Source organism: Desulfovibrio litoralis DSM 11393 (assembly GCF_900143255.1).
In the GTDB taxonomy this organism is placed as follows: Bacteria; Desulfobacterota; Desulfovibrionia; order Desulfovibrionales; family Desulfovibrionaceae; genus Frigididesulfovibrio_A; species Frigididesulfovibrio_A litoralis.
Genome location: NZ_FRDI01000010.1, coordinates 1 through 25,684, shown reverse-complemented (window position 1 = coordinate 25,684; position 25,684 = coordinate 1). Strand labels below are relative to the sequence as shown.

Below are 25,684 nucleotides of genomic sequence, written 5' to 3'. Positions count from 1 at the left end.
CCTAAATTATACACAAAAAAAATTTTAAGACGGAAACTGTTTTTTAAAGACCAAACGCCACAACATAGCATCATCAGCAGGACTTAACGTATCCCTTAACCCAGAACCGTAAGATAACGCAGAAATCGGTAAGCCGGTAGACGAACTAACGTTAACCAAAGCTCCAAAAGACGAAGCTTCATCAAGTTTTCCCCAAATTATACTTCCACTTAACGGAGAATTATAACGTTCGGTGAGTTCCGTCAACTGAGCCTGACCAAAAAGCGGAGATAAAACCAGATGAACCGCCATATCTTGAGTATCAAACGAAGTGCCTGTTACCCCTTGTTCGTTAAAAAAGTTCATCAAGTTATGGTTTCTATCAAAAGAAGGTAAATCAACCAAAACCAAGTCAAAATTTTTCTTTGTGTTTTGAGATAAAAAGTTTCGCCAGTCTGCCGCTTGCCCCGCTTCGAAATATTGCATACCTGAAAGGTCGGCATAGTGTTTTAAGAGTAAACGCCCGCCTGTTCTTACGCTGTCGGCATTAACCAAAAGCACTCGAGCCCCTTGGTTCATACGTCTAAAGTGTAAAGCCAAACGAATTAAAGTACAAGTTTTGCCTATTCCGTAAGGACCGGTAATCATATGACAATGTTGATTCCAACAAGACCCGCCCCAAGCCAAAGTAGGCACAATTTCTGTCAAAGATGCTAAGACAGAGGCATTTTGATCACGCAACAAACGACGATAAATTTTTAACATTACAGTATCTTCAACACCTTCTCGCTGAAGATATTCCAACGCCAAACGCTGCCTTGGGCTAAGTTGATCAAGCCTTAAAGACGGCTTCATCAAAGTCATCAGGCTTTCTTTAATACAAGCCCACTCTTCATGCCACTTTGCCCAGCCCGGAGGGGCGTTGCTTTCTATTTCAGAGGCATAAAAAGAGCCACCGATATGTTGTTTGGCAAGGTCTAAAACAGAAGCCGGATTATTTAGCTCTAAAATATCGTTACTTGTGCCTGCTCCGCCAAAGCCTTGAGTAAGGTTTGACTCTTGGTTTTGGCTACGACCACGTTCTACCCCTGCGGTCATTTCAACCCAAGGATTTCCGTTTTCGTCTTTTCCTTCGCGTTTACTTAAAATAACCGCATCAGAACCAATATCGGCTTTAATTTGTTCTAAAACCGCTTTGGCGGTTGTATCTATATAAGTTTTTAACTGCATTATTCAAACACCACATTACCTACTGATGAAAGGCGAATATCCGGAGGAATTTCAGCCTGAGACAACACAGGGATATTCGGTAAAAACCTCATCACCACTTGTGCCAAATAAGGACGAGAAATAGGGCTTGCTAAAATAACGGGTTGTCCGTCTGTTGCAACCGCATTTTCGATTACGTTATTTATCTGTTGAATTAAACGCTGAGCAGAGCCGGGGTTTAAAGCAAGATAAGCACCATTTTCAGTATGTCTAATAGAATCTTGAATTGTTTTTTCCGCATTCATATCCAAGGTTACAATCGGTAAACCGCCGTTGCTGTCTAGATAAGGCTTAACGATAGAACGTGCAAGCTTTTCTCTCGCATATTCCGTCAACATTTCCGGACTTTTTACGTTTATGCCATAATCTGCCAAGGTTTCTACGATAGACAACAAGTCTCTGATTGAAACATTTTCTTTGACTAAATTTTGCAATACTTTTTGCACAACGCCCAGAGACATAACTCCCGGAACAAGGTCTTCGACTGCTTTCGGAGCTGTTTTTGAAAGATTGTCGAGTAAGCCTTGAACTTCTTGACGACCCAAAAAGTCAGACAAGTGGCGTTTAAAGACTTCGGTTAAGTGAGTGGCGATAACCGTAGACGGGTCAACAACGGTATAACCTGCGAGCATTGCTTCTTCTTTTCGCCCTTCAGGAATCCAAAGTGCCGGCAAGTTAAAGGCAGGTTCGCGAGTTTCAACGCCTTTTATGCTGTGTTTGGCGTTACCCGGGTCCATTGCCAAATAATGGTCAATTAAAATTTCCGCACTCGCAACTTGATTACCCTTGATCAATAAGCTGTATTGCCCGGGCTTGAGTTGCAAATTATCTCGTAAATGTAAAGAAGGAACAACAACACCCATATCAAGGGCAAACTGCCTACGAATTGAGCGAATACGAGACAATAGGTTTCCGTTTTGGTCTTCGTCAACCAAAGGAATTAAGCCATATCCAACTTCAAGTTCTAGCGTATCAAGAGGTAAGAGAGCTTGAACCTCTTCGGGCGTATCCATTCCCTCGCCTTTTTTCTTCGCCCCTCTACCCTCAAGTTGGGCAGCTTGGCTTAAGACTACTTTTTGGTTTGATTCAGAAATCTTTGCGACAAAAAATAATAAAAGTGCAAAGAATAAAAATGGAGCCATAGGCATTCCCGGAACCAAAGAAAACAAAGCAAGCACACCGGAAACAAGTTTTAATGCTTTGGAGTGATAGGTTAACTGTCCTAAAAACTCTTCGCCCATCTTTGCTTCAGAAGCCGCACGAGAAACAATAATACCGGCAGCAGTAGAAATAATAATCGAAGGAATAGTGGCAACCAAACCATCACCAATGGTCAAAAGGGTGTAGGTACGCATAGCATCCATCCACGCCATATCTTTTTGAAAAACCCCGATTAATACACCACCGATAATATTAATAATCAAAATAAACATACAGGCGTTAACATCACCCTGTACAAACTTTCCAGCACCGTCCATAGCACCGTAAAAATCAGCCTCTTTACGCATTTTTTCACGGCGTTTTGTGGCCTCTTGTTCATCAATCAAGCCCGCATTTAAGTCGGCTTCGATCGCCATTTGTTTACCGGGCATAGCATCTAAAGTAAAACGAGCGGCAACTTCGGCGATACGAGTTGTACCCGTTGTAATAACCATTTTATTTAAAACAAATAAAATTAAAAAGACAACCGCACCGATAACATAGTTTCCGCCAACAACAAATTCTCCAAAGGCTTGGATAACTTTACCCGCCGCGGCTGTTCCGTTTTCTCCGTTCATTAAAACCAAACGAGTTGTGGCAATATTTAAGGCTAAACGCAAAAGTGTGGTTACCAGCAATAAAGACGGGAAAATAGAAAATTCCAAAGGCGATAAGATAAACATTGAGGTAACTAAAATAACCAAAGAAGCGCTAAAACTTAAAGTTAACATTAAGTCTAGAATAAAAGTCGGCATAGGCACAAGCATAACAAACAAGATAGTTATGACTCCACCAGCCAACAGAATATCACCCTGTTTTGCGAAGCGTTGATAATTTATATTAGAGAAAGAATTTTGATCTGTAGCCATTTTTTTGACAACCTCGAAACAGTGAAAAACATAAAATTACGTCAAGATTATGACGATATTTCACATGGTTATTGTTGGTATTTACCTTTCATTTTCCATATTTGAGCCAGTAACGACGCTACTACCTTGTATAAATCTTCGGGAATTACGTCGCCAATCTCAACCTGACTATACAAAGCTCGTGCCAGAGGTTTATTTTCTCTAATAGGAACTTTGTGTTCGCGTGCAATTTCTTTAATTTTTTCGGCTACTCTGTCTGCTCCTTTTGCCACAACTATCGGAGCCGGAGCTTCTTGTTGATCATAGCGTAAAGCAACGGCAATATGGGTCGGGTTAGTAACAATAACGTCTGCTTTCGGAACTTCCTGCATCATACGCTTTGCCATTGCCTGCATCATTTTTTGTCTTTGTTTTGATTTAATAATCGGGTCGCCTTCCGACTGTTTTCTCTCGTCTTTTATTTCGTCTTTGGTCATTTTAAGTTGTTCAAAATAGTTCCAACGTGTATACCAATAATCAACGGCGGCGATAATAATCATCGGGACTAAAGCATAAGTAACCATTTTTTTTGACATATCCAAAAGATAAGAGGCAACCCCGGCAGCCGTTGAATAATATAAAGTAATAAACGAATCCATCTCTTTACGAATAACAAGCCAAGGAGCAATTCCGATTACTATCGCTTGTAACAAACTACGCCCCAAACGAATAAAGGTTTGAGACGAAAAAAACATACGCTTTAAGCCACTAAGTACATTAAATTTTGATAATTTCGGAACAAATACTTTTGTGGTCCAAAGCGACCCAACCTGCCACCTTAAAACAAGATAAGCCCAAAAGCCGATAAAAAGAATAATCGGCAAGACAAGTTTGGCGATTTCCCAAGAAAGCCATTCGCCCATAGCCGTCATCTCTTGGAGAGTAGGAGAAAACTTTAAAGTCGGTGCGGTGAGAAAGTGGCGAAACAAGCCCTCAAGCTCGCGCCCCATATAAGGCATCCAAAGAATAGCCCCCACCAAACCCGCCAAGACCGTGATTGCCTTACTCACTTCTTGTGATTTAATAACGTTCCCCTCTTGCCTTGATTTATCTACTCGCTTGGGGGTTGCTTCTTCTGTCTTACTCGGATCTGACTGTCCCATATTATTTTTTTATCACTTTTTTTAAAATTAAGTCGAACTAAAAAGGAGACATGGAGTGAATAACCGCAGCAAAGTTATTCGGTAATATTTCCACAAAGTTTTGAATATGATCAGAAATAATCGTAAATAAAACACCCATAAAAAAGAAACCAACGGCTATCTTAACCGGGAAGCCAATCATTAACAAGTTCATCTGCGGTGCGGCACGCCCCATTAACGCGAGGGCAAGCTCAACCGTAAATAATGCAACAATAACGGGGGCTCCGATATGAAGAGCCAAAATAAACATATTGCCCGATAATTCGAGAATAAAATCTAAAAGTTCAGGACGTATCAAAAGCGAGCCCGGTGGAATAAGAGTAAAACTTTGACTTATTCCATATAACATAACCAAATGACCATTAAAGATAAAAAATATTAAAACGGCAATCATATATAAAAAGTGAGAGGTTATCGCGGTTTGTCCGCCGGTTAAAGGGTCTATCGCCGTAACCATTGTAAAACCCATCTGAAAACCCAAAACCTGTCCGCCGGTTTGAATTCCGGCAAAGACAAACTGTACCATTAAAGACAAGGTTAAGCCCACAAAAATTTCGCCCAAAATAAAAATTGTCAAGCTCCAAATATTTAAAGGGAACGCATTACCATCAAGAGCAATCGACGGAAACAAAACAAAGGTAATAATCGCCGCCAAATAAGCTTTTATTCTCATCGGAACACTATCGCCACCAAAAATAGGCAACAGAAATATAACAATACTGACTCGAACAAAAGTCAGTAAAAAACCTAAAAGTTCTACATAGTTAAAATTAAAAACATTCATTTAAGCCAACTAATATTCACAAAATAGTGAATTTTCTCTTACGCTCAAGAGAAAAGCAAAGTTAAAAACAAGGTTCAATCATTACAGTTCAATTATTGACGCTTAATTATCTACTATGGCAAAAACTCTAAATTCTGTAAAGTAAGATAATTAAGCGAGTTCAGCTTGCCAATTTGCTTTAACATGTTTAAGTTAATTCACAAAAGCCAAGCTTTAAACAATGCCTTGCAAAAACTAGACTCAAAGGAGCCTTTTGTGGATAATTTATTGATTAAAAGAGCAATTTTAAGTGTTACCGATAAAAGCGGTCTCGTGCCGTTTGCCACTTTTTTGGCAGACAACAATGTTGAACTTGTTTCAACGGGCGGAACGGCAAAAACGCTAAAAGAAGCCGGATTAAAAGTTACCTTAGTCGAAGAAGTTACGGGTTTTCCCGAAATTATGGGCGGAAGAGTAAAAACTCTTAACCCACATATTCATGGTGGTATTTTAGCCGATAAAGACAACCCAGACCACCTTGAAACATTGGCAAAACACAAGATTAAAACTTTTGATTTGGTTTGTATCAATCTTTATAATTTTGCCGAAGCCGCAAGCAAAGGGCTTAAGTTAAAAGAGGCTATCGAACAAATAGATATTGGCGGTCCTTGCATGCTCAGAGCGGCTGCAAAAAATTTCTCAAGCGTTTTGGTGGTTCCGGAAACCTGTTATTATTCGGAAATTCAAAAAGCTTTAAGCGAAAATAAAATGCAAGCAGATATAAAACTTAGGCTTAAACTAGCGACAAAAACCTTTGAATTGACTTCAAATTATGACGCTATGATTACAAAATATATGAAAAGTTTTATTTAAACTTAGCTTTTTTGGCGTTTTGGGCGTATAAAAACGCTAAACACGCATCAAAAACAGCAATTATCAAAAAAATAAACCTACTTAAGCCGAAGTGCCTGCTCCCACTTCGGTTTGATCTTAACATATCCAAGCAAATGATTAAACAATGAAAGAAAGTTCTCTCGCTAAACGCTATGTTTTTAAACTAATAGCCAACTTTGCCGCAATTCCGATTTATTTGGTCATGGAAGCTCTTTTGCCAAGAGCATTGGGACCGGCAAGTTATGGGAATTTTAACTTTATTACGGCTCAATTTTTACAAGCCACCACTTTTTTGGATATGGGAAGCTCCACCTGTCTTTCTATTTCCATGTCAAAACGCCTTTTTCGGAGTTTTGGGCGTATAAAAACGCTAAACACGCATCAAAAACAACCGATTATCAAAAAAATAAACCTATTAAACCGAAGTGCCTGCTCCCACTTCGGTTTGATCTTAACATATCCAAGCAAATGATTCAACAATGAAAGAAAGTTCTCTCGCTAAACGCTATGTTTTTAAACTAATAGCCAACTTTGCCGCAATTCCGATTTATTTGGTCATGGAAGCTCTTTTGCCAAGAGCATTGGGACCGGCAAGTTATGGGAATTTTAATTTTATTACGGCTCAATTTTTACAAGCCACAACTTTTTTGGATATGGGAAGCTCCACCTGTCTTTCTATTTCCATGTCAAAACGCCCTTATGAATTCGGATTACCTAGCTTTTATTTAAGAATTTCATTTTTTGTCTTTTTATTGACTTTGGGTTTGGGCTTTCTCTGTTTATATCCACCTGTCGGAGTTTTGGTTTTGCCTGATGTTCCTTTATATCTAGCACCACTTGGGGCATTGTGGGCATATTTAACCTGGACGGGACGCATCTTAAGAGGCATGAATGATGCCCTCGGCATTACCGTTTCAAGCGAAACAGTACGCATGAGTTTTAGCATGATCGGAGCTGTTACGCTCTTTTTGCTTTATCTAAGCGGAATCTTAAGTTTAAGCGTCTTATTTATTCAACAATATTTATTTTTATTTTTGCCCGCCTTAGGCTATGCCTTGGTAATGCGTAAGTTTTGGAGCAACAACGCAAAAAACAACGCAAATAACAACACAAATAACAACACAAACAGCAACACAAGCACCACACAAACCGAAGAAATACAAACAACTCGTTCTGTTTTTTATCTTGATAAAACAGCTCAAAAAAACTACGCAAAAGAATTTTGGCACTATTCTCACCCTTTATTTATTTTGGCTCTTATTTCCGCTTTGAGCCTAGGCGGAGAACGTTGGCTTTTACAGTTTTTTTCAGGTAGCGAAGCCCAAGGATATTTTTCACTCGGACAAAAAGTGGGTATGGCGTGTTTTTTATTTGTTTCGGCGATGGTTCCTTTATTTATGAGAGAACTTTCCAAAGCTCACGGAGAAAATAACTATCAAGCGATGGGAGCTTTACTCGATCGTTATGCCCCGATTTTATATGCCGTTGCGGCACTTTTATCGGCGTTTGCTTGCATAGAAGGAATATTTTTAACAAAACTTTTTGGCGGGGAAAAATTTTTGGCGGCCGGCCCCGCCGTACAGTTAATGGCTCTTTACCCTGTTCACCAAGCCTACGGGCAACTTGCCGGTGCGGTTTTTCACGCCAGTTCGGAAACAAGAACCTTGCGTAATGTTTCAGTCGTGTTTATGTTCTTTGGGTTGATACTTGCCTTTTATTTGTTAGCCCCAAAAGACAACAGCGAAAGCACAAATGTTTTTTTTCAACATTTCAGCGGACTGGGTTTGGGAGCTTATGGATTAGCCTTAAAAACCATAGGTGTACAAATTTTATCGGTTACCACTCTTTTATGGGTTTGTAGCCGTAAAGTTCCTTTTAACTTTAAACGCAATCTTTTACATCAAGTTGTTTCTTTAAGTACTTTTCTAACAATAGCGTTGATTGCCAAACAAAGTTCTTTGACTTTACTCGGCTTTTTCTCTACATTCAACTCTGAACCGATACGTTTTATCCTTTCGGGTTTCATTTATCTTATTCTCAATTGTGTTTTTATTTTTATCTTCCCTTTTTTAATCGGGCTTAACAAAACAGATTTAAACAAGATATTTCATAAAATAAAACAATTCTTTTAAGTCATTATACCAGTCAGCAGGAGACTCAACATGAGTATTATACAAAACAAAAAAGCCAATACTAAATATTTATTGCAAAATCGAGACGAACCTGAATTATATCGTGATATGTTTCCTTACACAAAAGTAAGCCGTATCCCTTTTGACGATATTTTTGTTATGCCCCGCCCCGCAAACCCTATGTTTATTACCGACACAACCTTTAGAGACGGTCAACAAGCTCGCCCGCCTTATACGGTTAAACAAATTGCTCATATTTTTGATTTAATGTACCAACTCGGCGGACGTAGCGGTTTAATCAGGGCTTCGGAATTTTTTATGTATTCAGAAAAAGATCGTAAAGCCATCGAAGCTTGCCGAAAAAAAGATTATAAATTTCCACAAGTTACAGGTTGGATCAGAGCTCATATCGATGATTTGAAAATCGCCAAAGATATGGAGTTTACCGAAGTTGGTCTTTTAACCAGCGTATCTGATTATCATGTTTACATGAAACTTGGCTGGGATAGAGAAAAAGCCATGGAAAACTATGTCGGAATAGCCGCCAAAGCTTTGGAATGGGGAATTACCCCACGTTGTCATTTTGAAGATATTACTCGCGCCGATATTTATGGTTTTTGTATTCCCTTGGCAATAAAACTTATGGAACTTTCCAAACAAAGCGGAATGCCCGTTAAAATTCGCCTTTGTGATACTATGGGGTATGGAGTCCCTTATCCCGGTGCGGCCCTGCCAAGGTCTGTTCCTCGCTTAGTGCGTGCTTTTACCGATGATGCCGGAGTTCCCGGAGAATGGCTTGAGTGGCACGGACACAACGACTTCCACAAAACCTTGGTCAACGCTTCAACCGCTTGGCTTTATGGCTGTAGCGGCGTTAACGGAACTTTACTTGGTTTTGGCGAACGCACGGGTAACTCTCCGATTGAAGCCTTAGTAATCGAATATCTTTCTCTCACAGGGAACGATGATGCCGCCGATACAAAAGTAATCAGTCAAATTGCCAAATATTTCCAAGATGAACTCGACTATAAAATTCCCGATAACTACCCCTTTGCCGGAAAAGACTTTAACGCAACCAGTGCCGGTATCCATGTTGACGGTTTAGCCAAAAATGAAGAGATCTATAATATCTTTGATACCAAGCTCTTGCTTGATCGCCCCGTTCCTATTATTATAACCGATAAATCAGGTAAAGCGGGCGTAGCATATTGGATTAACCATAACTTTAAGTTGGAAGGCGACAGCCAAATTTCCAAAAATCACCCGGCAGTTACACAAGTCTATAATAAAATTATGCAAAGCTATGAACAAGGGCGTAACACCTCATATTCTCACAAGGAAATGCTTACTTTGGTGCGTCGTTTTATCCCTGAACTCTTCTCATCAGAATTTGATAAACTTAAAAAGCTTGCCGGCGAATTGTCCGCACACTTAATCACGCGTCTTGCGGAAGAATGTCAACTTTATACAGACAAGAACACAGCAGAACAAAAATACCCTTGCATGAAAGATTTTGTGCAAGAATATCCGTTTATCCAATATCTTTATATTACGGATATTAAGGGGCACTTGTTATATTCCGTTATTACCAATGATACCTATAAAAGCGTTTATGAACAATTACCTCTCGGCTATGACTTTTCCGGGCGTGAATGGTTTATCAAACCGACTCAAACAGGTAAACTGCATATTACCGATGTCTATCAATCTCACTTTACTCGCCAGTTAATTCTTACCGTATCAACACCTATTATTGACGAAAATGACAATGTCGTTGGTGTTATCGGGGCAGATATTCAAATGGAACAACTTTTAAAACGTGCTGAAGCCTTGGAAGAAGAAGTTGCCGAAGAAGTTGAACAAGATGAATAAAACTGATCTGACTGAGCAAGAGTGCTTAACTCAAACTTGTTCAGACCAAAACTTCTCGGAAGCAACCTATCTTGTCAGTCATGACGAGGTTGGCTTACGTCTTGATGCTTTTTTAAGGGGAGTAAGCGAAACATACAGCCAACGCACGATAAAACGCTTACTTTCTCAAAACAAAATCACAGTCAATAAAAAAAGACCCAAAGCCGCACAAATGATGCGTCTTAATGACTGCGTAAAAATTATTCAAGAAGACGAAGGTAACTTATTGGAAACCTATCGAACACTTTATGATAAAGTGTTTTTAATCAAAGCCCAAAATGATTTTTACGCTTTTGCAAAACCCACAGGTTTACATACCGTCAAGTTAAAAGGGATAGCAACGCCCAGCCTTGAGCTATATATTGAAAAAGCTTGGTCAAAACTTTGGGAAGACCGAGAAGAAGCCAGACGTTCAAACTTAAAGCTTTATCCTTATGAAAACGATGAGGCGGGTTCAAGTTGTTGCGAAGACTCGGCGTTTACCCTGCCCGCTTTGCCTATTTTGTTAAATCGCTTAGATTTACTAACTAGCGGAATAGTGCTTGGCGGAACTTATGAAACAAAAGCAAGCTACCTTAAACTCGAAGATCAAGGGCTTATCAAAAAGAAATATTTTGCGATTGTATATGGTGAATTTCCTGAAAAACGTACCATTTCTTATGCGTTATATAATGATAACAAAATTAAAATGGAGGCAAGGTCGATAGACTCGGCAACAAAAGAGATATCTCCCTTGCGACAAACCATAGTCAGCCCGATAAAAAAACTTCTTGTCTCAGATTTAAAACAGCTCAAAGGCTTTACGCCAAAGTTAGAACAAGAAATAAAACAGCGTAATATAGAAACTTTTACCTTAGTTACGGCACAAATTGCCAAAGGTGCAAGACATCAAATAAGAGCTCATCTGGCTGAAGAAGGCTTTCCTATTCTTGGAGACAGCCTCTACGCAACAAGCTCTTTACATGCGGAAACAAGAAAAGGGCAATTACCTGAAACAAAAGAAGAAACCTTATTTTTGCACCACTATTCCATTGAGTTGCCAAACTTTCAAGCCGAGTTTTTTCCTGATTGGGCAGAACGTAGTTTTTTTAATAACGCCAATAATATATAAAAAAATATTTTTGACAATGCAAGTATTACAAGAGCTTAGGTTGCTTGTTTTTATCAACAAAGAAATATATTAAACTGACGGCTGAGGATAGAAGAATCATAGGCATTAAATGAACGAACATAATCCATACCGTTAGAAGTGAGTTGTCATCTTCGCCACTAAACATAACAAAATCAAACACAATAGCTGGAATAAAACATAAAAGATATGATGATATCAGTATAGAAGGTTTTAAATTATTACGCCTACAAATCCATAGAAAAATACAATATGTTGATAATAATATAGCGGCATTGAAGTAAAACTCAGTTATGTCAAAAGTAAAAAACAACATAAAAATAAATACAATAATATTTAATAAAATCACAACGGTACTTTTAATAAATCTCATGGAATGACACGCACCTATTTTTTATTTATCGCCTTACGATACGCACCATTTTTTGCATTGCAAGATACGCTTTCCATTATCACCTTGCTCTTTGTCATAAGCAAATTGCATAAGCAAGGCACAAGGAAAATCATTACACAATCCACAATGTGCAAGCTCTTTCTGTTCACAGCAACTTTTAACAGGACAAACTTCGCCCCAAAAAGGCTTATTGATGTTTATACAGCCTTTACAGTTCATTTGTTCTCTATAATCACATTCACTACAAACTAAACCACATCTCGATTCAACCACTTCAAATACTCCTATTTAAGTAAGGCTCTTAAACCGCTTTAAAAAGCCCTTTTTCCAAATGTAAAAACTTGGCATCAGGGTTAAACTCTCTTAAAAGTTCAGCCGTTGAATGATGGCAAGTAAAAAAGAAAAGCTGTTGAGCGTTTTCAGAGGCTGATAACGTATCAGCCTGATACAACGATTTTCCTTGGCTAAAGTTATTTAAAACTTCCGCTGTTTTTCTCGCACGATAATGGTCAAAATTTACCAAAATATCGTCCATAATAATAGGTAAGGTTTCTTTGTGCTTGGCGTGTTCACGGATATAAGCAAGACGTAAAGCAAGATAAAGTTGTTCTTTTGTCCCTTGGCTTAACTCTTCTTGTTTTAAACGCAGACCATTTTTATTTACCACAACAAGATGTTTTACGCTTAAACTCGTTTCGCTCATGGAAAGATTTATTTGAGTATAAGCCCCCTCAGTAAACTCAGAAAACAAAACTCCGGCTTCTTTGATTAAAGAGGGCATGCGTTCTTCTTCAAGTCTTTGTTTCGTGCTACTTAACAAATGATAGGCAATATTCAGCTTTAACCATTGGTCTCTATGTCTGGTAAGCTCTTCTTTTATCTCACTTTCTTTTACACGATAATGAGCGATCATATCTTTTGTATTCAACTGTTCAAGTTGTGCCTTTAACTCGCCTTGTCTGGCGGTTAAGTTCATTTTTTGCGTATTTAATTCGCTTAAATTAAGTTCTAAAATATCAAGTTCTTGTTGTATTTGCTCAAGAGTTTTGCTTTGTAGAGTTTCCGTTAAAACCTCTATTGCCATTTCGCCTTTATTTTCACTCGGCGTTTCTTTTAACTCTTTTTCAAACAAGCTGTTGTTTATACAGGCAACTTGAAGTTCCGCCTTTAACTTGAAAAGTTCGGCGTTTGAGCTTTCCCATTTTTTAAGATTGCCAAAAACAACTTTAAAAGCTTCAATACTTTCAGTTTCCGCCAACGCCAAAAGGTCTTTTAACTTTAAACAAGTTTGTTCCAAACGTTCACTTTCATTTTTAAGTTCGCCTAAACCGTTTTGATAAGCTTGCGTTATATTTTTATATTCACCAATAACTGTCTTAGCCTGTTCCAAAGCCTGCCTTAATCTGTCAATTTCTGTTAAAAGCTCGGACAAATCGCTGTTAAGGCTTAAAGTTCCGCCGTTAAAAGCATTCAGTTGTTCCAAAAATGCCAAACGTTTATTGTTGAGATTTATTATTGCCTGTTCTTTATCTTTTAACAAAGATAAAAGCTCACACGCTTCTTGAACAAGCTGTAAACTTTGTTTTGCAACGCTTTGAGAAAAGTCTGGGCTGAAACCATATTTTTTAAGTTGGTTTTGCCATGCCTCAAGGCTTTGATTAAGTTTGTCTTGTGCTTCTTTTTCAAGCGTTAAATCATTATTCTGTTGTTGCTGTTGTTTTTGATATTCATTTTGATAAAACAATTGTTGATTAAATAGCTTATGATATTCTTGCGACAAATCGTTTAAAAGCTTTAAAGCCTTACCCTGCTTTTGCATAAATTCAAACAAAACTGCAAAATCAACAGCCGTTCTACACAAATGGGCAGAGTTGTTTACACTCAAAGTCAAAGCGGAAATAACAGAAGCAGGCAAACAGCTTAAAACTTCCGTTTCAAAGTCATTTAGATTACGTTCTTGGCTAGAGCTTAAGGCTTTGAGTTTATAAATTTCATCAAGCTTAGAACGCAAACTCAAAGCTTCGTTATAAATATCCAAAACACTTTCAGGCGTTAAATCGAGTGTTAATTTAAACTCACTTAAAAGTTCGCCCCATAATATTCTGGTTTTTTGCAACTCGTTATTAATATTGCTTAATCGTTCTTGAGCCACATTTAACAAAATCTTGTTTTTATTAGCTTCATCTTTTAACGGCAATAATTCATTCAGTAATTTATCTCTTTTATCGGCTTGGTCAAAAAGCTTTGCAAGGCGTTCATATTCTTTTTCCAACTCTAAAAAAGAAAGTTCATCAAGACTAAAAATATTCAAACCCGAATCGCTCAATAACTCGGAAAAACCGTCTAAGAGCCTGTCTATATTTTGTTTGGTGTTATTTCTTTCTTCGATAAGTAGGGTTTCTTTTCTGTTTTTTTGTTCTAAAGAGGCTTGATCTTTTCTGGGTTTGGAGGGATCGATAAAATTAAATCCATAAAAAATAGTCGCAATCACGCCAACACCAATACTTAAATAACTAAACAAATCTTTGGCTAAAAAAAGACCTAGACCCAATAAACCTAAAGCAAGCACAGTAAAAAAAAGAGCCAAACTTAAAATCTTGTTAATCTTCTTCCACCACGGCAACTGTAGCTGCAACGCCAAGCTTTGTTCTGTTTGCACAAAATCAGAAAGTTCCGTTTCGGCTTTTTTATATAAACGCCTTGATTCTTCAAGCTCTTTATAGCGTAAATGTAACTGTCTTAAAGCACTGCGTCTTAATTCCAGTTCTTTGCGTTCGGGCAATTCGGAAAATTCTGTTAACAAACTTTCAATTTCTTTGATTCTTTTTTGTTGCCCCAAGTAAATATCGTGATTTAGATTAAACGCTTCATTGGCTTCATGCTGTTCTTTTTCATCTTCTCGCAAGGTTTTAATCAAGTCATTTAACGCTTGTCTTTTAGCATGTGAAAAATCAAAATTCGCCAAAAAGTCTTCCGACCATGCAGGGCTAATCGCTGGTAAGCGTTGTTTTAAAAACAAAGTATTTTCTTCAATAGCTCTTAAAGTCTGTTCTTTTTGAGCTAAAATATTTTCTATTGTTCCCTGTTTATTACATAACAATTCAAAGTGTGCTTGCTTTTCGTTTTTTACTAAATATTCATTTAAAAATTTAAAAGACTTTCGCCCAAGCGTTAGTGAGTCTATTCCCTCTTCCGGGTTTTCTCGAAGAATATTCGCTTCGTAAAGGGCTGAAAAATCAAAACCCTCATCAACAGCCAAAAGTTTTTTCAACTCTGTGGTCCAAACGGCCGATTCTTGAGCCTTAATTTGAGCTTTAGCATTTTCCAACGCTGTTTTTAGTTCTAAACAGGCTTTTTCACTTTGTAAAACCCTGTCTTGAGCTTTTTCAAGTTGAAGCTTTGATATATTTAGCGTTTCCGCCTGATTGTCTAATTCTTGAGCTATATTTACAGAAAAATTAAAGCTTGCTACCTTTTCCAAACTCCAATCAGAACCTAAACTTTTTATCCGTAAATTTAAGCGCTCTTTTAAAACCAAGTTGTCTTTGTGTAATAGGTTTAACTCGCTATAATTATTGCTTATACTTTCTTTTGCTTCTATAATGCGTAAAATTTGTGCTTCGTCTTTAATTAATTGTTCTGCCTGTTCTTTTTTTGCTTGAAGCTCATTAAGACTCAAAGCAAACCGCTCAAGGGTTCTTTGTTTAGAGCTTACACTAAGTTCTTGTTCTTCTTTTTGGCTGTTTAGCCTTTCCAAACGCTCAACAGCATCATCGGCAAGTTCAAACTCAGGTTTTTTAAAACTTTCCAATTCGGTTTTTAAAGTACAATATTCCAACCACTTTGGCTGAATTGAACGCAATAAAGATAAGTTTGTTTTTCCTTTTAATAAAGCTGATTCTTCTCTTTGTAAGTTTTCAAGAGTTTCGCTCAAACTTGCCTGTTCTTCCGTATATTCAAAATAACGCGGTAAACTTGGACCAAGCTCGGCGATATATCCCTCAATTTCTTGCAACTCTTTAATTTTATGATAAATTGTTCCGCTGTTTGATTTTCCGAATAAAGCTTTTTTCTCATCAGCTATCTTTTTTAAAGCTTCGGCGGGCGAAACCTTGCCAAGCCCCGCCATAGCACCGCTAAAAACCCTGACTAATTCATCATTTTCAAACGATTGGATACTTTGCAACTCAGCTAAACTAAAAGCATAAATATTATCAAAAAGGCTTGCGTTTACGCCTTGTAATAAGCGTCTTAAATCTGATTCACCCAAAAGTTGTTCATTTATATCAAATAGTTCAGCATTACCGCCATGAGTTCCCGGGCGACGAAGCAAACTAACTCTTCCAAGTTCTCGGCTGTTAATAGTTAAAGAGCCGCCGCCTTTATTCGGAGTTGCATTAAAATCAAGCTTTCTTGAGCCTCGTTTATAACCAAACAAAAGGGCTTGAAAAAACTTTAAAGTTGTCGATTTTCCGGCTTCGTTTAAACCAAAAACAATATTCAAATTAGGGCTTAAATTATCTATTGTTTGTTCTTTTAACGAGCCAAAACGCTCTACGTTAAACGACTGAATATACATATTTTATTCTTGCCTCATTGTAACGCCTAATAATCACCTAACGAAAACTTATCGAAAAATGACCGTTATAACATTATAAAAATTTAACCCAAGCGGCTCATGAACGTTTGTAAGCCATACACATAAAAAAACAATATTTTCCGTTAAAATAGAACTTTGCGACTATTGTACAATTGCCTTAAAGAGGCTTCCTTCATGAATAATCTCCCAAAAGCACGAATAATGGTCTTACCTTGGTGTAATCAAACATTATTACCATCTTATAAAACTTATGGTCAAGCTTAAAAACCAAAATGTCCACAGAGTTTAAACTTGATAAACTTAGGCAATGTGTTATAGTTAGGTAAATATTGTTAGACATCATACTAATTTGACATAATATTATATCAAATGTATATCCTTGCGTACCGTGGATATTATAAACCCATAAAAATCATACTAACCAACACTATAGACTCTAGAGGAAAAGAGTATGAAAAAACAAAAAACAGACCAAAGTCATTCTAAACTGACCCGTCGCCAATTATTAAAGCTAGGTACAGTTTCATGTGTCGCAGCATCTTTCGGCGGATTGGGGCTAGAAAGAGCCTTTCGTCCACTACCCGCCAACGCCCAACCCAAACCATTAGAAGAAAAAATTTTAACTTCGGCTTGTCTAAATAACTGTGGTAGCTCCTGCGTATTAAAGCCTGTTGTTGCAGACGGCAAGGTAATTCGCATAGAAACAGATAACGCCATTCCCGATAACTGGGAAGAAGGTTTATTCCAAATTCGCGCTTGCCCCAGAGGGCGTTCAATGCGTAGGCAAATGTATGCGGAAAATCGCCTAAAAAAACCCATGAAACAATTTGGCAAAAGAGGCGACCCTTCAGGCTTTAAACCCATTCCTTGGGATCAAGCCCTTGATGAAATCGCCGCCAGCCTAAAAAAATGTATCGATACTTACGGCAACGAATCCATCTTAAGCATTTACGCCTCCGGTGTTCAAACCGGTATGATGCAAAGACGCGAAGCTTTTTATCGTTTAATGAACCTACTTGGCGGTTTTGCTTTAGGGCGTAGTGATTACAGCTCTGCTCAAAACCAAGCAGGTTTAACATATTTATATGGTCAAGCCGGATATTCCGGTAACCCGGTAACAGAAATCGCCAATACTAAACTTGCGGTATTTTTTGGTTTAAATACTACAGAAACCCGCATGAGTGGTGGTGGGCTACAATTTGAAATTCTTAAAGCAAAACAAATCAGCAACGCTCGCCTGATCGTAATTGACCCACGCTATAGCGAAACCTGTGTTACTGTTGCCGACGAATGGATTCCTATCCGTCCGGGAACTGATGCGGCTTTAGCTTCGGCTTTGGCTTATGTTTTAATCACTGAAAATATGCTGGATAATGAGTTTTTAAAGACCCATGTTCAAGGTTTTGATGCGGATACAATGCCCGAAGGTGCCCCTGAGAACTCCGCTTATAAAGATTATATCATGGGAACAGGCTATGACAAAATCGCCAAAACCCCTGAATGGGCAGCACAAATAACCGGAATTCCCGTTGCTCGAATTATTCAGCTGGCTCGTGAAATCGGCGGGGCAAAACCCTGTTTTATTTCACAAGGTTGGGGGCTTCAACGTCAAGCCGCCGGCGAAATGTCTACGATGAGCGTCGCCGCTCTTGCAACTGTCACCGGTAACGTCGGTATTCACGGTGGTGGCAACGGAGACAGAGACGCTTACTATCCCGGATTTTCTCCTCGTTTACCAAGGGGCGATAATAAAGTCAGCATAACCTTTCCTACCTTTTTATGGTTAAGAGCCGTAGAAAACGGAAAAGGCATGACCGCAACCAGAGACGGCGTCAAAGGTGCAGACAAATACCCTACTGATATAAAATTTATTTGGAACTATGCGGGAAACACTCTCGTCAACCAACACTCGGATATTAACGAAACAAGACGCATACTTGGTGATAAATCAAAATGTGAAATGATTGTAGTTATGGATACTCACGATACAGCCAGTGCTCAGTGGGCGGATATTCTCTTACCTTCTACTTCATATCTTGAACAAACCGATATTGTCGGGCCTAGTTATGCCATGAACATAGATTGGCTTGGTTTTACAACTCCTGTAACTCCTTATGAACAATCTCGTCCTGTTTATGAGGTTTGTGTTGAACTCGCAAAACGCCTTGGAGTAGAAAAAGAATTTACCGAAGGCAAAACTCGTGAACAATGGCTGGAATGGTCTTATGAAACCCAGTGTCGTCCATTTATGCCTGAATTACCTCCAACCTTAGAAGAAGCAAGAAAAGTGGGTGTATGGCGTAAAGCAAAGCTCAGAAGCGACCTGCCTATTCCTTTTAAAGCGTTTAGAGACGACCCTCAAGCCAATCCATTAAAAACACCTTCAGGAAAAATAGAGCTATTTTCTCCCGCCCTTTTAGAATTAAGTAAAACCTGGGAGCTGAATAAGTTTAAAGGTGATGTCATTCCGCCTACTCCTCAATATGTTTCCACATGGGAAGGATATGAAGATACCGAAACCAAAAAACTCTTTCCGCTTCAATTAATCGGCCACCACTATAAAGGGCGTACCCACTCTCACTATGCGAGTGTAGATTGGCTACTTGCCGTTATGCCTCAAAACCTCTGGATAAACCCCATTGATGCTAAAGCCAGAGGCTTAAGACACGGTGATACGGTAAAAGTATTGAACAAGCGTGGCGAAGTGCATATTAAAGTTAAAGTAACAAAACGCATTATGCCCGGCGTTGTTTCTATGCCTCAAGGTGCTTGGTATAACCCTGAGTCAAAGAATCTTGATCAAAATAAAAACCCTATCGATCAGGGCGGTTGCGTTAATACGCTAACTTTATACAGGGCGTCTCCTCTCGCTAAAGGAAACCCACAACACACAAACCTTGTCGAGGTTGTAAAGCTGTAATCCCCTATCGTTTATTTGTATGTTTTTTAATCTAAAAATAACAAATTACTCCCGATAGAGTACCATTATTTTTTAATAAGGGGTTCTTTTATGAACAGTAAATATGCTTTTTATATGGATTCAACAAAATGTATGGGTTGCAAGGCCTGTATGATAGCCTGCAAGGACGCATACAACCTACCACTAAACGTAAATTATCGCAGAGTGGCGGAGTGTGTTGGTGGAGATTGGTTTATCCAGCCTGATGGAACATATTCGCAAAATGTCTTTGCTTATTACTTAAGTGTTTCCTGTAACCACTGCAACGACCCAAAATGCGTTGCAGCCTGTCCTACCGGTGCAACACACAAAAATGAAAATGGCTTGGTGGTTATTGATGCGTCCCGCTGTGTCGGTTGTAAAAACTGCTCTTGGAACTGTCCATATTCCGCACCGCAATTTAACGAAGAAAAACAACATATGACCAAGTGTGATTTTTGCGCGGACAGATTAGCTCAAAACTTGGCTCCGGTCTGTGTTTTGTCGTGTCCCGCTCGTGCGCTTGATTTTGGACCAACAGAAGAACTTATCGCAAAATATGGCAGGGCAAACATTGCACCTTTACCGCCTTCTCACATTACTCAGCCAAACTTAGCGGTAAACCCCCACCAAAATTCCGTAAAAGCAACGACTAACACCACTCTCTTGGCGAATAAGGAGGAAATGTAATGATAACAGTTCAATGGAGCCTTGTAGTTTTTACAGTTCTTATTCAGCTTAGTGCAGGACTAGCTTTACTTATTTGGTTAACCGGGCTTAAAAAGTTTCCTAAAACAGAAAAAGTCGCCTGGATAATTACTTTTTTAAGTGGCGTTATCGGATTTGGCGGTGCTGTTCTACACTTAACCATGTTGGCTCACGCCCCTTATGCTTTAACCCAAGTGGGTCATGCTTGGCTTTCTCGTGAAATTTTGGGAGTCAGCATTTTTGGACTGCTTGTTCTCTTGCGTGTATTAAACATTCTCAAAGCTGGCTTAAACCCCTTAATCGCTCTCGCCGGTTTAGGTTTAATCTTAGTTGTATCTCAAGTTTACCGAGTTGACGTTGTGCCTTTTTGGAACACAATCGGAACAGAAATCGGATTTTTTGGAACAGCCCTTGCCCTTGGTGGTGCTGTGCTTGCTATGTTGTCTAACTGCAACCCTGAAATTGCCGAAAGTTCAACCCCGTTTATTTCAAAGTGGCTTTGCGCTATCGGACTCTTTATGTCTTGCTGTCTCGTGTTATTCGGCTTGCATAATATGATGAATACCATTGCACCGGAACTTATCGCCGACACAACAACCTTAATCATTCAACTGGCCGTAGCTCATACTTTAATTGCCGGTCTTGGCTGTGCGTTACTTTTTGGAAATAAAAATCATACTCCCGTTATCGCCCTTTTTGCCTTTTTGGTTATTCTCGGCGGAGAAGTAATCGGGCGTATTCTCTTTTATCTCGCAAATATTCGCATAGGCATATAAATAAAAGGTATAAAAATCATGCAGACCATCGCCTCATATTCAAAACCCTTATCGACCCTGCTCCATTTTTTTGGCATGGTCTGCTATGATTTTAATTCATTAAAAACAAAAGACTTAGAGGCTTATCTTCCGTATTTTCCATTTTGGGAAAAGCTTTTTGAAGACACTCAAAGTACACAAACAATAAAAAATTTATATCAAGCACTGATTGAGCTATGCAAAGACCCTAAAAAGCTCGAACTTGCCACTTTTGAATATAACTATTTATTCCATAAACCAACACCGCTTGTCTCATTATGGGAGTCTGTCGTTCGCTCAGATGATAAACTGATGTTTGGCCCACACTCTTTTGCCGTACAAGAATGGTACAATGCTTTTGGTTTAGAACTTGCGAAACCTCATGAAGCCTCGGATCATATCGCTTTAGAAATCTTGTTTATGGCGAACCTAATAGAACGCATGGACACAAATATATCAGGCAAAAAAACACAGGATTTTGATCCAAAAATTGACAACAACGAAAGACACACAACGCCTGTTGCCGAAGACATAGTTTGGAGTTTTTGGAACGAACACTTAGGGCAATGGGGACCGGCTTGTATCCAAAAGTTGATACCTCATGCAAAAACAGAGTTTTGGATATATCTGCTTTCTAGTTGTTACGAGGTGCTTAGCATCATGGGAGAAAGCGAACAGTAAGGGATATATTTTACTAGTTCAGATATTTGCTGTCTTGGCTTTGCCTTTTTAATATTGATTTTTATTATAACTTTTTATTATTTAAACCCTATGCTCCCACGAAATTAACCCTCGTTTGGTCGTCTCCAATACCTATAATAAAATTCATTTTTATTAAACTCTATACTCTCACGAAATTAATTTTATTGGTCGCCTCCGGCGGGGGAAAGGGTTTTATGTGAAACCCTTTCCAAACCCCACATAAGGGGCTGGTTGCCCCTTAACCCCACTGCCGCAAATACATTAGTTGATGCCTAATCGGCATCAAAAGTTTGAACGCACTATGGTTTCTTTTAATGGCAACTTCGTTTTGCATATTACAACAAAAAAAATGACGTGAGCAAATTGATTTAACGGCGACTTCGTTTTGGCATCTTGCAACAACCGTTTCCCTTTTGGATAGCTTGTTTTTTATGTCAATTATAAGCGTAACTAGCTGGTTACATTCTAATTATAAACGCAATTTTATATGCAACGGTTATAATAAAAGGATATTTCTACTTAATTCAATGTGCCCGTGAACTTTAAGCTGCTGTTTTTTTACGATGTTTCACGCACTACCAACATTCACCCCAACGCATGATTTTAATTTGCCATTAAAAGAAACTATGGTGCGTACCCACTTTTGATGCCGATAGGCATCAACTAATGCGTGTGCGTTTGCGGGTACAGGGCGGCAGCCCTGTTGGCGGGAATGCAAAGGGGAAAACATTTTCCCCGTGCCCGCCGGAGGCGACCAATAAAATTAATTTCGTGGGAGTATGAAGTTTAAATATAATATAATAATAAAATGAATTTATTATATGAATAGTCGGAGGCGACCAAAACGAGGGTTAATTTAGTGGGAGCATAGAATTTAAAAAATATAATAATTAAATATAATTATTGTAAATAATCTGCGACGACCAAAGCAAGGTTAATTTTGTGGGAGCATGGGGTTTTAATAAAAAAGTTATAATAAAAACAAGTTTTATTATAGATATATGAGGCGACCGAAACGAGGTTTATTGCGTGGGGGTATGGGCTTGTAAGTCAATATTATAATAAATAGCCTACAAACCACCAAAATAATTCTACTGATAACGTTACTATTAAAAACTTGCTCTAAATAATTTCAATAGAATAAACTCAAGTTGCCATTCTCTTTGCAAAAGAGTAAATTATCGCAAAATACCAGACAAGAGAGTGATATAATGAAACCTATTGAAAGATTAGTAAACGTAGCGAATAAAAAAGATAAAGCCGAATTAGTTATTAAAAATGCTAAAATATTTAACGGCTTTAGCAAAACTTTTAAAATAGCTGATGTTGCGATTGATTCCGGATATATCGCCGGAGTTGGTGAATACAGCGGGCAGAACGAACTTGACGCTAAAGGTGCTTTGCTTACTCCCGGTTTCATAGATGGTCATGTGCATATTGAAAGTGGCATGGCATCACCTCTTGAATTTGCTAAAACCTTGGTGGCTAACGGAACGACAACAATTATCGCCGACCCGCATGAAATAGCCAACGTCGCAGGTATAAAAGGCTTGGAATATCTGCTTAAGGCGACCGATGACTTACCGATTTCAGTATATATGATGTTGCCGTCTTGCGTCCCTGCTACCCCGCTTGAAATGGGCGGTGCAAGCCTGAATGCCGAAGATTTAAAGCCTTTTTTAAAACACCCTAGAGTTTTGGGTCTTGGCGAAATGATGAATTATCCCGGTGTATTAAACAATGACCCTGAAGTTATGGCAAAATTGCACATGGCAGAAAACCATATAATAGACGGACACGCCCCCGAGCTGATGGGAACAGCCCTAAACGCCTATGCCACCGCCGGCATAAGAAGCGATCACGAATGCACGAAACCCGAAGAAGCCCTCGCCAGAATAGAAAACGGTATTGCGGTCATGTTAAGAGAGGGTTCAGCGGCTAAAAATTTATTGAGCTTGCTGGATGTCGTTAATGACAATACCGCTCCTTTTTGTTTTTTTGCGACTGATGACCGCCACCCCGAAGATTTAATAGAACAAGGGCATATTAATTATCTGGTTAAATTAGCAAGCGAAGATGGGCGAGTTAGCCTAGAAAATATCCTTAATTTAGCTAGTTTAAATGCAGCAAGACATTTTGGATTAAGAGAGCTTGGTGCGATTGCTCCGGGCTTTAAAGCCGATTTAGCTTTATTTTCCGATACAAAAAACTGGAAGCCAAGCCATGTTTGGAAGGCAGGAAAACTCGTTGTTGAAAATGGCGAGGTCTTAGGGGCTTATCAAAAGGTTGACGAAAGTGCCATAAGAAATAGTGTAAGATTACAACCGCTGACAGATGATTGTTTAAAGGTTAAAGCAACAGCCTCAAAAGTTAGGGTAATTGGGCTTATTCCCAACCAACTTTTAACAGAACACTTAATTATGCAATTGCCGTCCATAAACGGGGAATTTAAGGCTTTACCCGAACAAGACATTATTAAAATCGCCGTATTCGAACGCCACCGTAACAGCGGAAATATTGGCGTTGGCTTTATCAAGGGTTTAGGGCTAAAAAGTGGTGCAATCGCCTCAACAATAGCCCACGACTCGCATAATCTTGTGGTCGCCGGAGTAACGGACGCCGATATGCTGCTTGCCGTTGCCGAGATACAACGCATAGGCGGAGGCTTGGCGATCGTTGAAAACGGAAAAGTCTTGGCAAGTTTAGCTCTTGAACTCGGTGGGCTGCTTTCTGATCAGCCCATGACTGAAATTAAAAAACAGCTTGCTTTAATGCAACAAACAGTTCGAAAACTTGGTCTCACCGAAGGGCACGACCCTTTTATGACTTTAGCGTTTATGAGCCTGCCTGTTATTCCCTACTTAAAAATCACCGAAAACGGCTTAGTGGATATTACTACTTTTAGTGTTGTGCCGACCGTTGTGGAGTAGGGGAGGAATAGTAGAAGCAATAAAAACTATGGTTAAACATCTAAAAAATAAAACAGGATAACAGAAGGACACGATACACCAATGAAAAAGTATCATCTTTATAACATTATTGTAAGCCACTTCATTAGGAGCTTTAATTTTCTTACGCTATCTTAGTATACCCAATTCAACACTAACTAATATGCTATTTTTTTCCATGTGGTATCATGTTATTATCTGTATTCATATTACTTTCTATAATCATCTTCACTTTAGGTTCAGTAATAAAGAGTTCATAACCAGCCAATATTAATTCTGAAGCAGTATTTGCAAAACTCTCAGCAGCTCCAAACTTTCCAATTTTTTTAGTTGGAACAATAAACTTTTTTTCAAAAACAATTTGAGAAGTTTTAATATCAACAATTTTATAAATAATAGAATATTTAAGATCTACAGAGTATCCCAAATCGTCTGCCATAAATTCAACAACATCTCCATCAATACGTATAAGAGCATCATCTAATAATTTTATACCAGATTTTTCTAGCCAAGAGCGGTACCTCTTTTTACAAAAGCCGCTATATCCATATTAAGATATATCTGACCTGCTGCCGTGTTCTGCATCTGGTTTGCTTTTTGCACTTTGCCTTGCTCAAAAGGTTTATATGTAAAAGTACCTACCGTTGCATCGCCTGATATTTTTACATAGTTTTGTGGTGTATATGAATTTGTGGGTAATGTAACAGCACAACCTGATAAAAGAAAAATAGACAACAGACAAAATAAAAGATTTTTTTTCATTATTATCACTCCAAAATTAATGTTAATAGTCTTGACGATTAATACTTTATTCTTTCTTCTAATATATTATATAACAAATATCAACACACTATTATTACTTTAGAGAATACTTAAATGTACTTATTTTACTCATTACAAAATGATCATATTATTTCCCATATGTTTATATCTCCCCCACACAAAAAACACCAGACGCAAAAAAAGCCCCCAAAGTTTTAATAACTAAGGGGGCTTTAGAAGAAAGTGCAGGCATCGTCCTACTTTCCCACGCATGAATACGCAGTATCATCGGCGAATCAGGTCTTAACTGCCAGGTTCGGAATGGGGCTGGGTGTGTCACCTGATCTATGGACACCAACACAAATTCATTTATGTTTTGCGTGTCTTTTAGTTTTTATCTGCGTCAGGCTTGTTTTTTACTCTGGTCATGTACTATAAGAGTACACTCCCTCCGTAAAAAAGCTACGCCTTTCTTGTTAAAAACTAAAATGCTTCGCAAAACTAAGAAATT

Annotated in this window: 18 protein-coding genes and 1 rRNA gene; 10 read left to right on the top strand and 9 right to left on the bottom strand. The window is 38.6% G+C overall.

The window, feature by feature from the left end; translation table 11 throughout:
• Positions 1-24: 24 nt before the first annotated feature.
• From BT999_RS09385 to fliR, 4 genes are all read right to left on the bottom strand, one after another.
• Positions 25-1,209, bottom strand: a complete 1,185-nt coding sequence (locus BT999_RS09385; RefSeq protein WP_072697536.1) for a flagellar biosynthesis protein FlhF — start codon at positions 1,207-1,209, stop codon at positions 25-27.
• Positions 1,209-3,317 (bottom strand): flagellar biosynthesis protein FlhA, encoded by a 2,109-nt coding sequence (gene flhA, locus BT999_RS09380; protein ID WP_072697535.1) that lies wholly within the window; start codon positions 3,315-3,317, stop codon positions 1,209-1,211. The genes BT999_RS09385 and flhA overlap by 1 nt, the downstream gene beginning before the upstream one ends.
• 68 nt (positions 3,318-3,385) lie before the next feature.
• Entirely contained in the window at positions 3,386-4,459 is a 1,074-nt protein-coding gene (flhB, locus tag BT999_RS09375; RefSeq protein WP_072697534.1) for a flagellar biosynthesis protein FlhB, read from the bottom strand.
• A gap of 37 nt (positions 4,460-4,496) precedes the next feature.
• Positions 4,497-5,282, bottom strand: coding sequence for a flagellar biosynthetic protein FliR (gene fliR, locus BT999_RS09370; protein WP_072697533.1), 786 nt, complete (start codon positions 5,280-5,282; stop codon positions 4,497-4,499).
• Positions 5,283-5,537: 255 nt separating this feature from the next.
• On the opposite strand from fliR, the gene BT999_RS09365 reads away from it, so the two are divergent.
• The 5 genes from BT999_RS09365 to BT999_RS09345 all read left to right on the top strand — a co-directional run bounded on the left by BT999_RS09365 (position 5,538) and on the right by BT999_RS09345 (position 11,309).
• A complete protein-coding gene (locus BT999_RS09365; protein WP_072697580.1) occupies positions 5,538-6,134 on the top strand; it encodes an IMP cyclohydrolase in 597 nt (198 codons plus the stop codon).
• Positions 6,135-6,279: 145 nt separating this feature from the next.
• Positions 6,280-6,627: a polysaccharide biosynthesis protein gene (locus tag BT999_RS09360; protein ID WP_072697532.1), complete on the top strand. Its 348-nt coding sequence runs from the start codon at positions 6,280-6,282 to the stop codon at positions 6,625-6,627.
• A gap of 7 nt (positions 6,628-6,634) precedes the next feature.
• Positions 6,635-8,287 (top strand): lipopolysaccharide biosynthesis protein, encoded by a 1,653-nt coding sequence (locus BT999_RS09355; RefSeq protein WP_072697531.1) that lies wholly within the window; start codon positions 6,635-6,637, stop codon positions 8,285-8,287.
• 30 nt (positions 8,288-8,317) lie between these two features.
• Entirely contained in the window at positions 8,318-10,159 is a 1,842-nt protein-coding gene (locus BT999_RS09350; RefSeq protein ID WP_072697530.1) for a triose-phosphate isomerase, read from the top strand.
• Positions 10,152-11,309 carry a pseudouridine synthase family protein gene (locus BT999_RS09345; RefSeq protein WP_072697529.1) on the top strand — a complete coding sequence of 386 codons (1,158 nt, stop codon included), beginning with the start codon at positions 10,152-10,154 and terminating at the stop codon, positions 11,307-11,309. The genes BT999_RS09350 and BT999_RS09345 overlap by 8 nt, the downstream gene beginning before the upstream one ends.
• 424 nt (positions 11,310-11,733) lie before the next feature.
• On the opposite strand, the gene BT999_RS09335 is transcribed toward BT999_RS09345, so the two are convergent.
• Positions 11,734-11,994 (bottom strand): DUF3795 domain-containing protein, encoded by a 261-nt coding sequence (locus BT999_RS09335; protein ID WP_072697527.1) that lies wholly within the window; start codon positions 11,992-11,994, stop codon positions 11,734-11,736.
• A gap of 28 nt (positions 11,995-12,022) precedes the next feature.
• The gene (locus tag BT999_RS09330; RefSeq protein ID WP_072697526.1) at positions 12,023-16,300 is read right to left on the bottom strand and encodes an AAA family ATPase; all 4,278 of its coding nucleotides are present in this window, start codon (positions 16,298-16,300) and stop codon (positions 12,023-12,025) included.
• A gap of 472 nt (positions 16,301-16,772) precedes the next feature.
• Here BT999_RS09330 and BT999_RS09325 point away from each other — a divergent pair, with 472 nt between their 5' ends.
• From BT999_RS09325 to ade, 5 genes are all read left to right on the top strand, one after another.
• Entirely contained in the window at positions 16,773-19,241 is a 2,469-nt protein-coding gene (locus tag BT999_RS09325) for a DMSO/selenate family reductase complex A subunit (RefSeq protein ID WP_072697525.1), read from the top strand.
• A 90-nt stretch (positions 19,242-19,331) separates the two neighbouring features.
• Positions 19,332-19,949, top strand: a complete 618-nt coding sequence (locus BT999_RS09320; protein WP_072697524.1) for a DMSO/selenate family reductase complex B subunit — start codon at positions 19,332-19,334, stop codon at positions 19,947-19,949.
• The gene (locus tag BT999_RS09315; RefSeq protein WP_072697523.1) at positions 19,949-20,743 is read left to right on the top strand and encodes a dimethyl sulfoxide reductase anchor subunit family protein; all 795 of its coding nucleotides are present in this window, start codon (positions 19,949-19,951) and stop codon (positions 20,741-20,743) included. Before BT999_RS09320 ends, BT999_RS09315 begins: the two co-directional genes overlap by 1 nt.
• Before the next feature lie 18 nt (positions 20,744-20,761).
• The gene (locus tag BT999_RS09310) at positions 20,762-21,442 is read left to right on the top strand and encodes a TorD/DmsD family molecular chaperone (protein ID WP_072697522.1); all 681 of its coding nucleotides are present in this window, start codon (positions 20,762-20,764) and stop codon (positions 21,440-21,442) included.
• 1,232 nt (positions 21,443-22,674) lie between these two features.
• Positions 22,675-24,393, top strand: coding sequence for an adenine deaminase (ade, locus tag BT999_RS09305; protein WP_072697521.1), 1,719 nt, complete (start codon positions 22,675-22,677; stop codon positions 24,391-24,393).
• 184 nt (positions 24,394-24,577) lie between these two features.
• Here ade and BT999_RS12615 read toward each other — a convergent pair whose 3' ends face one another.
• The 3 genes from BT999_RS12615 to rrf all read right to left on the bottom strand — a co-directional run bounded on the left by BT999_RS12615 (position 24,578) and on the right by rrf (position 25,532).
• Positions 24,578-24,850: a hypothetical protein gene (locus BT999_RS12615; RefSeq protein ID WP_218587512.1), complete on the bottom strand. Its 273-nt coding sequence runs from the start codon at positions 24,848-24,850 to the stop codon at positions 24,578-24,580.
• Between the two features lie 65 nt (positions 24,851-24,915).
• Positions 24,916-25,173: a PQQ-binding-like beta-propeller repeat protein gene (locus tag BT999_RS12610; protein WP_218587511.1), complete on the bottom strand. Its 258-nt coding sequence runs from the start codon at positions 25,171-25,173 to the stop codon at positions 24,916-24,918.
• Positions 25,174-25,417: 244 nt separating this feature from the next.
• A 5S ribosomal RNA gene (rrf, locus tag BT999_RS09295) occupies positions 25,418-25,532 on the bottom strand.
• Between the last annotated feature and the right edge of the window lie 152 nt (positions 25,533-25,684).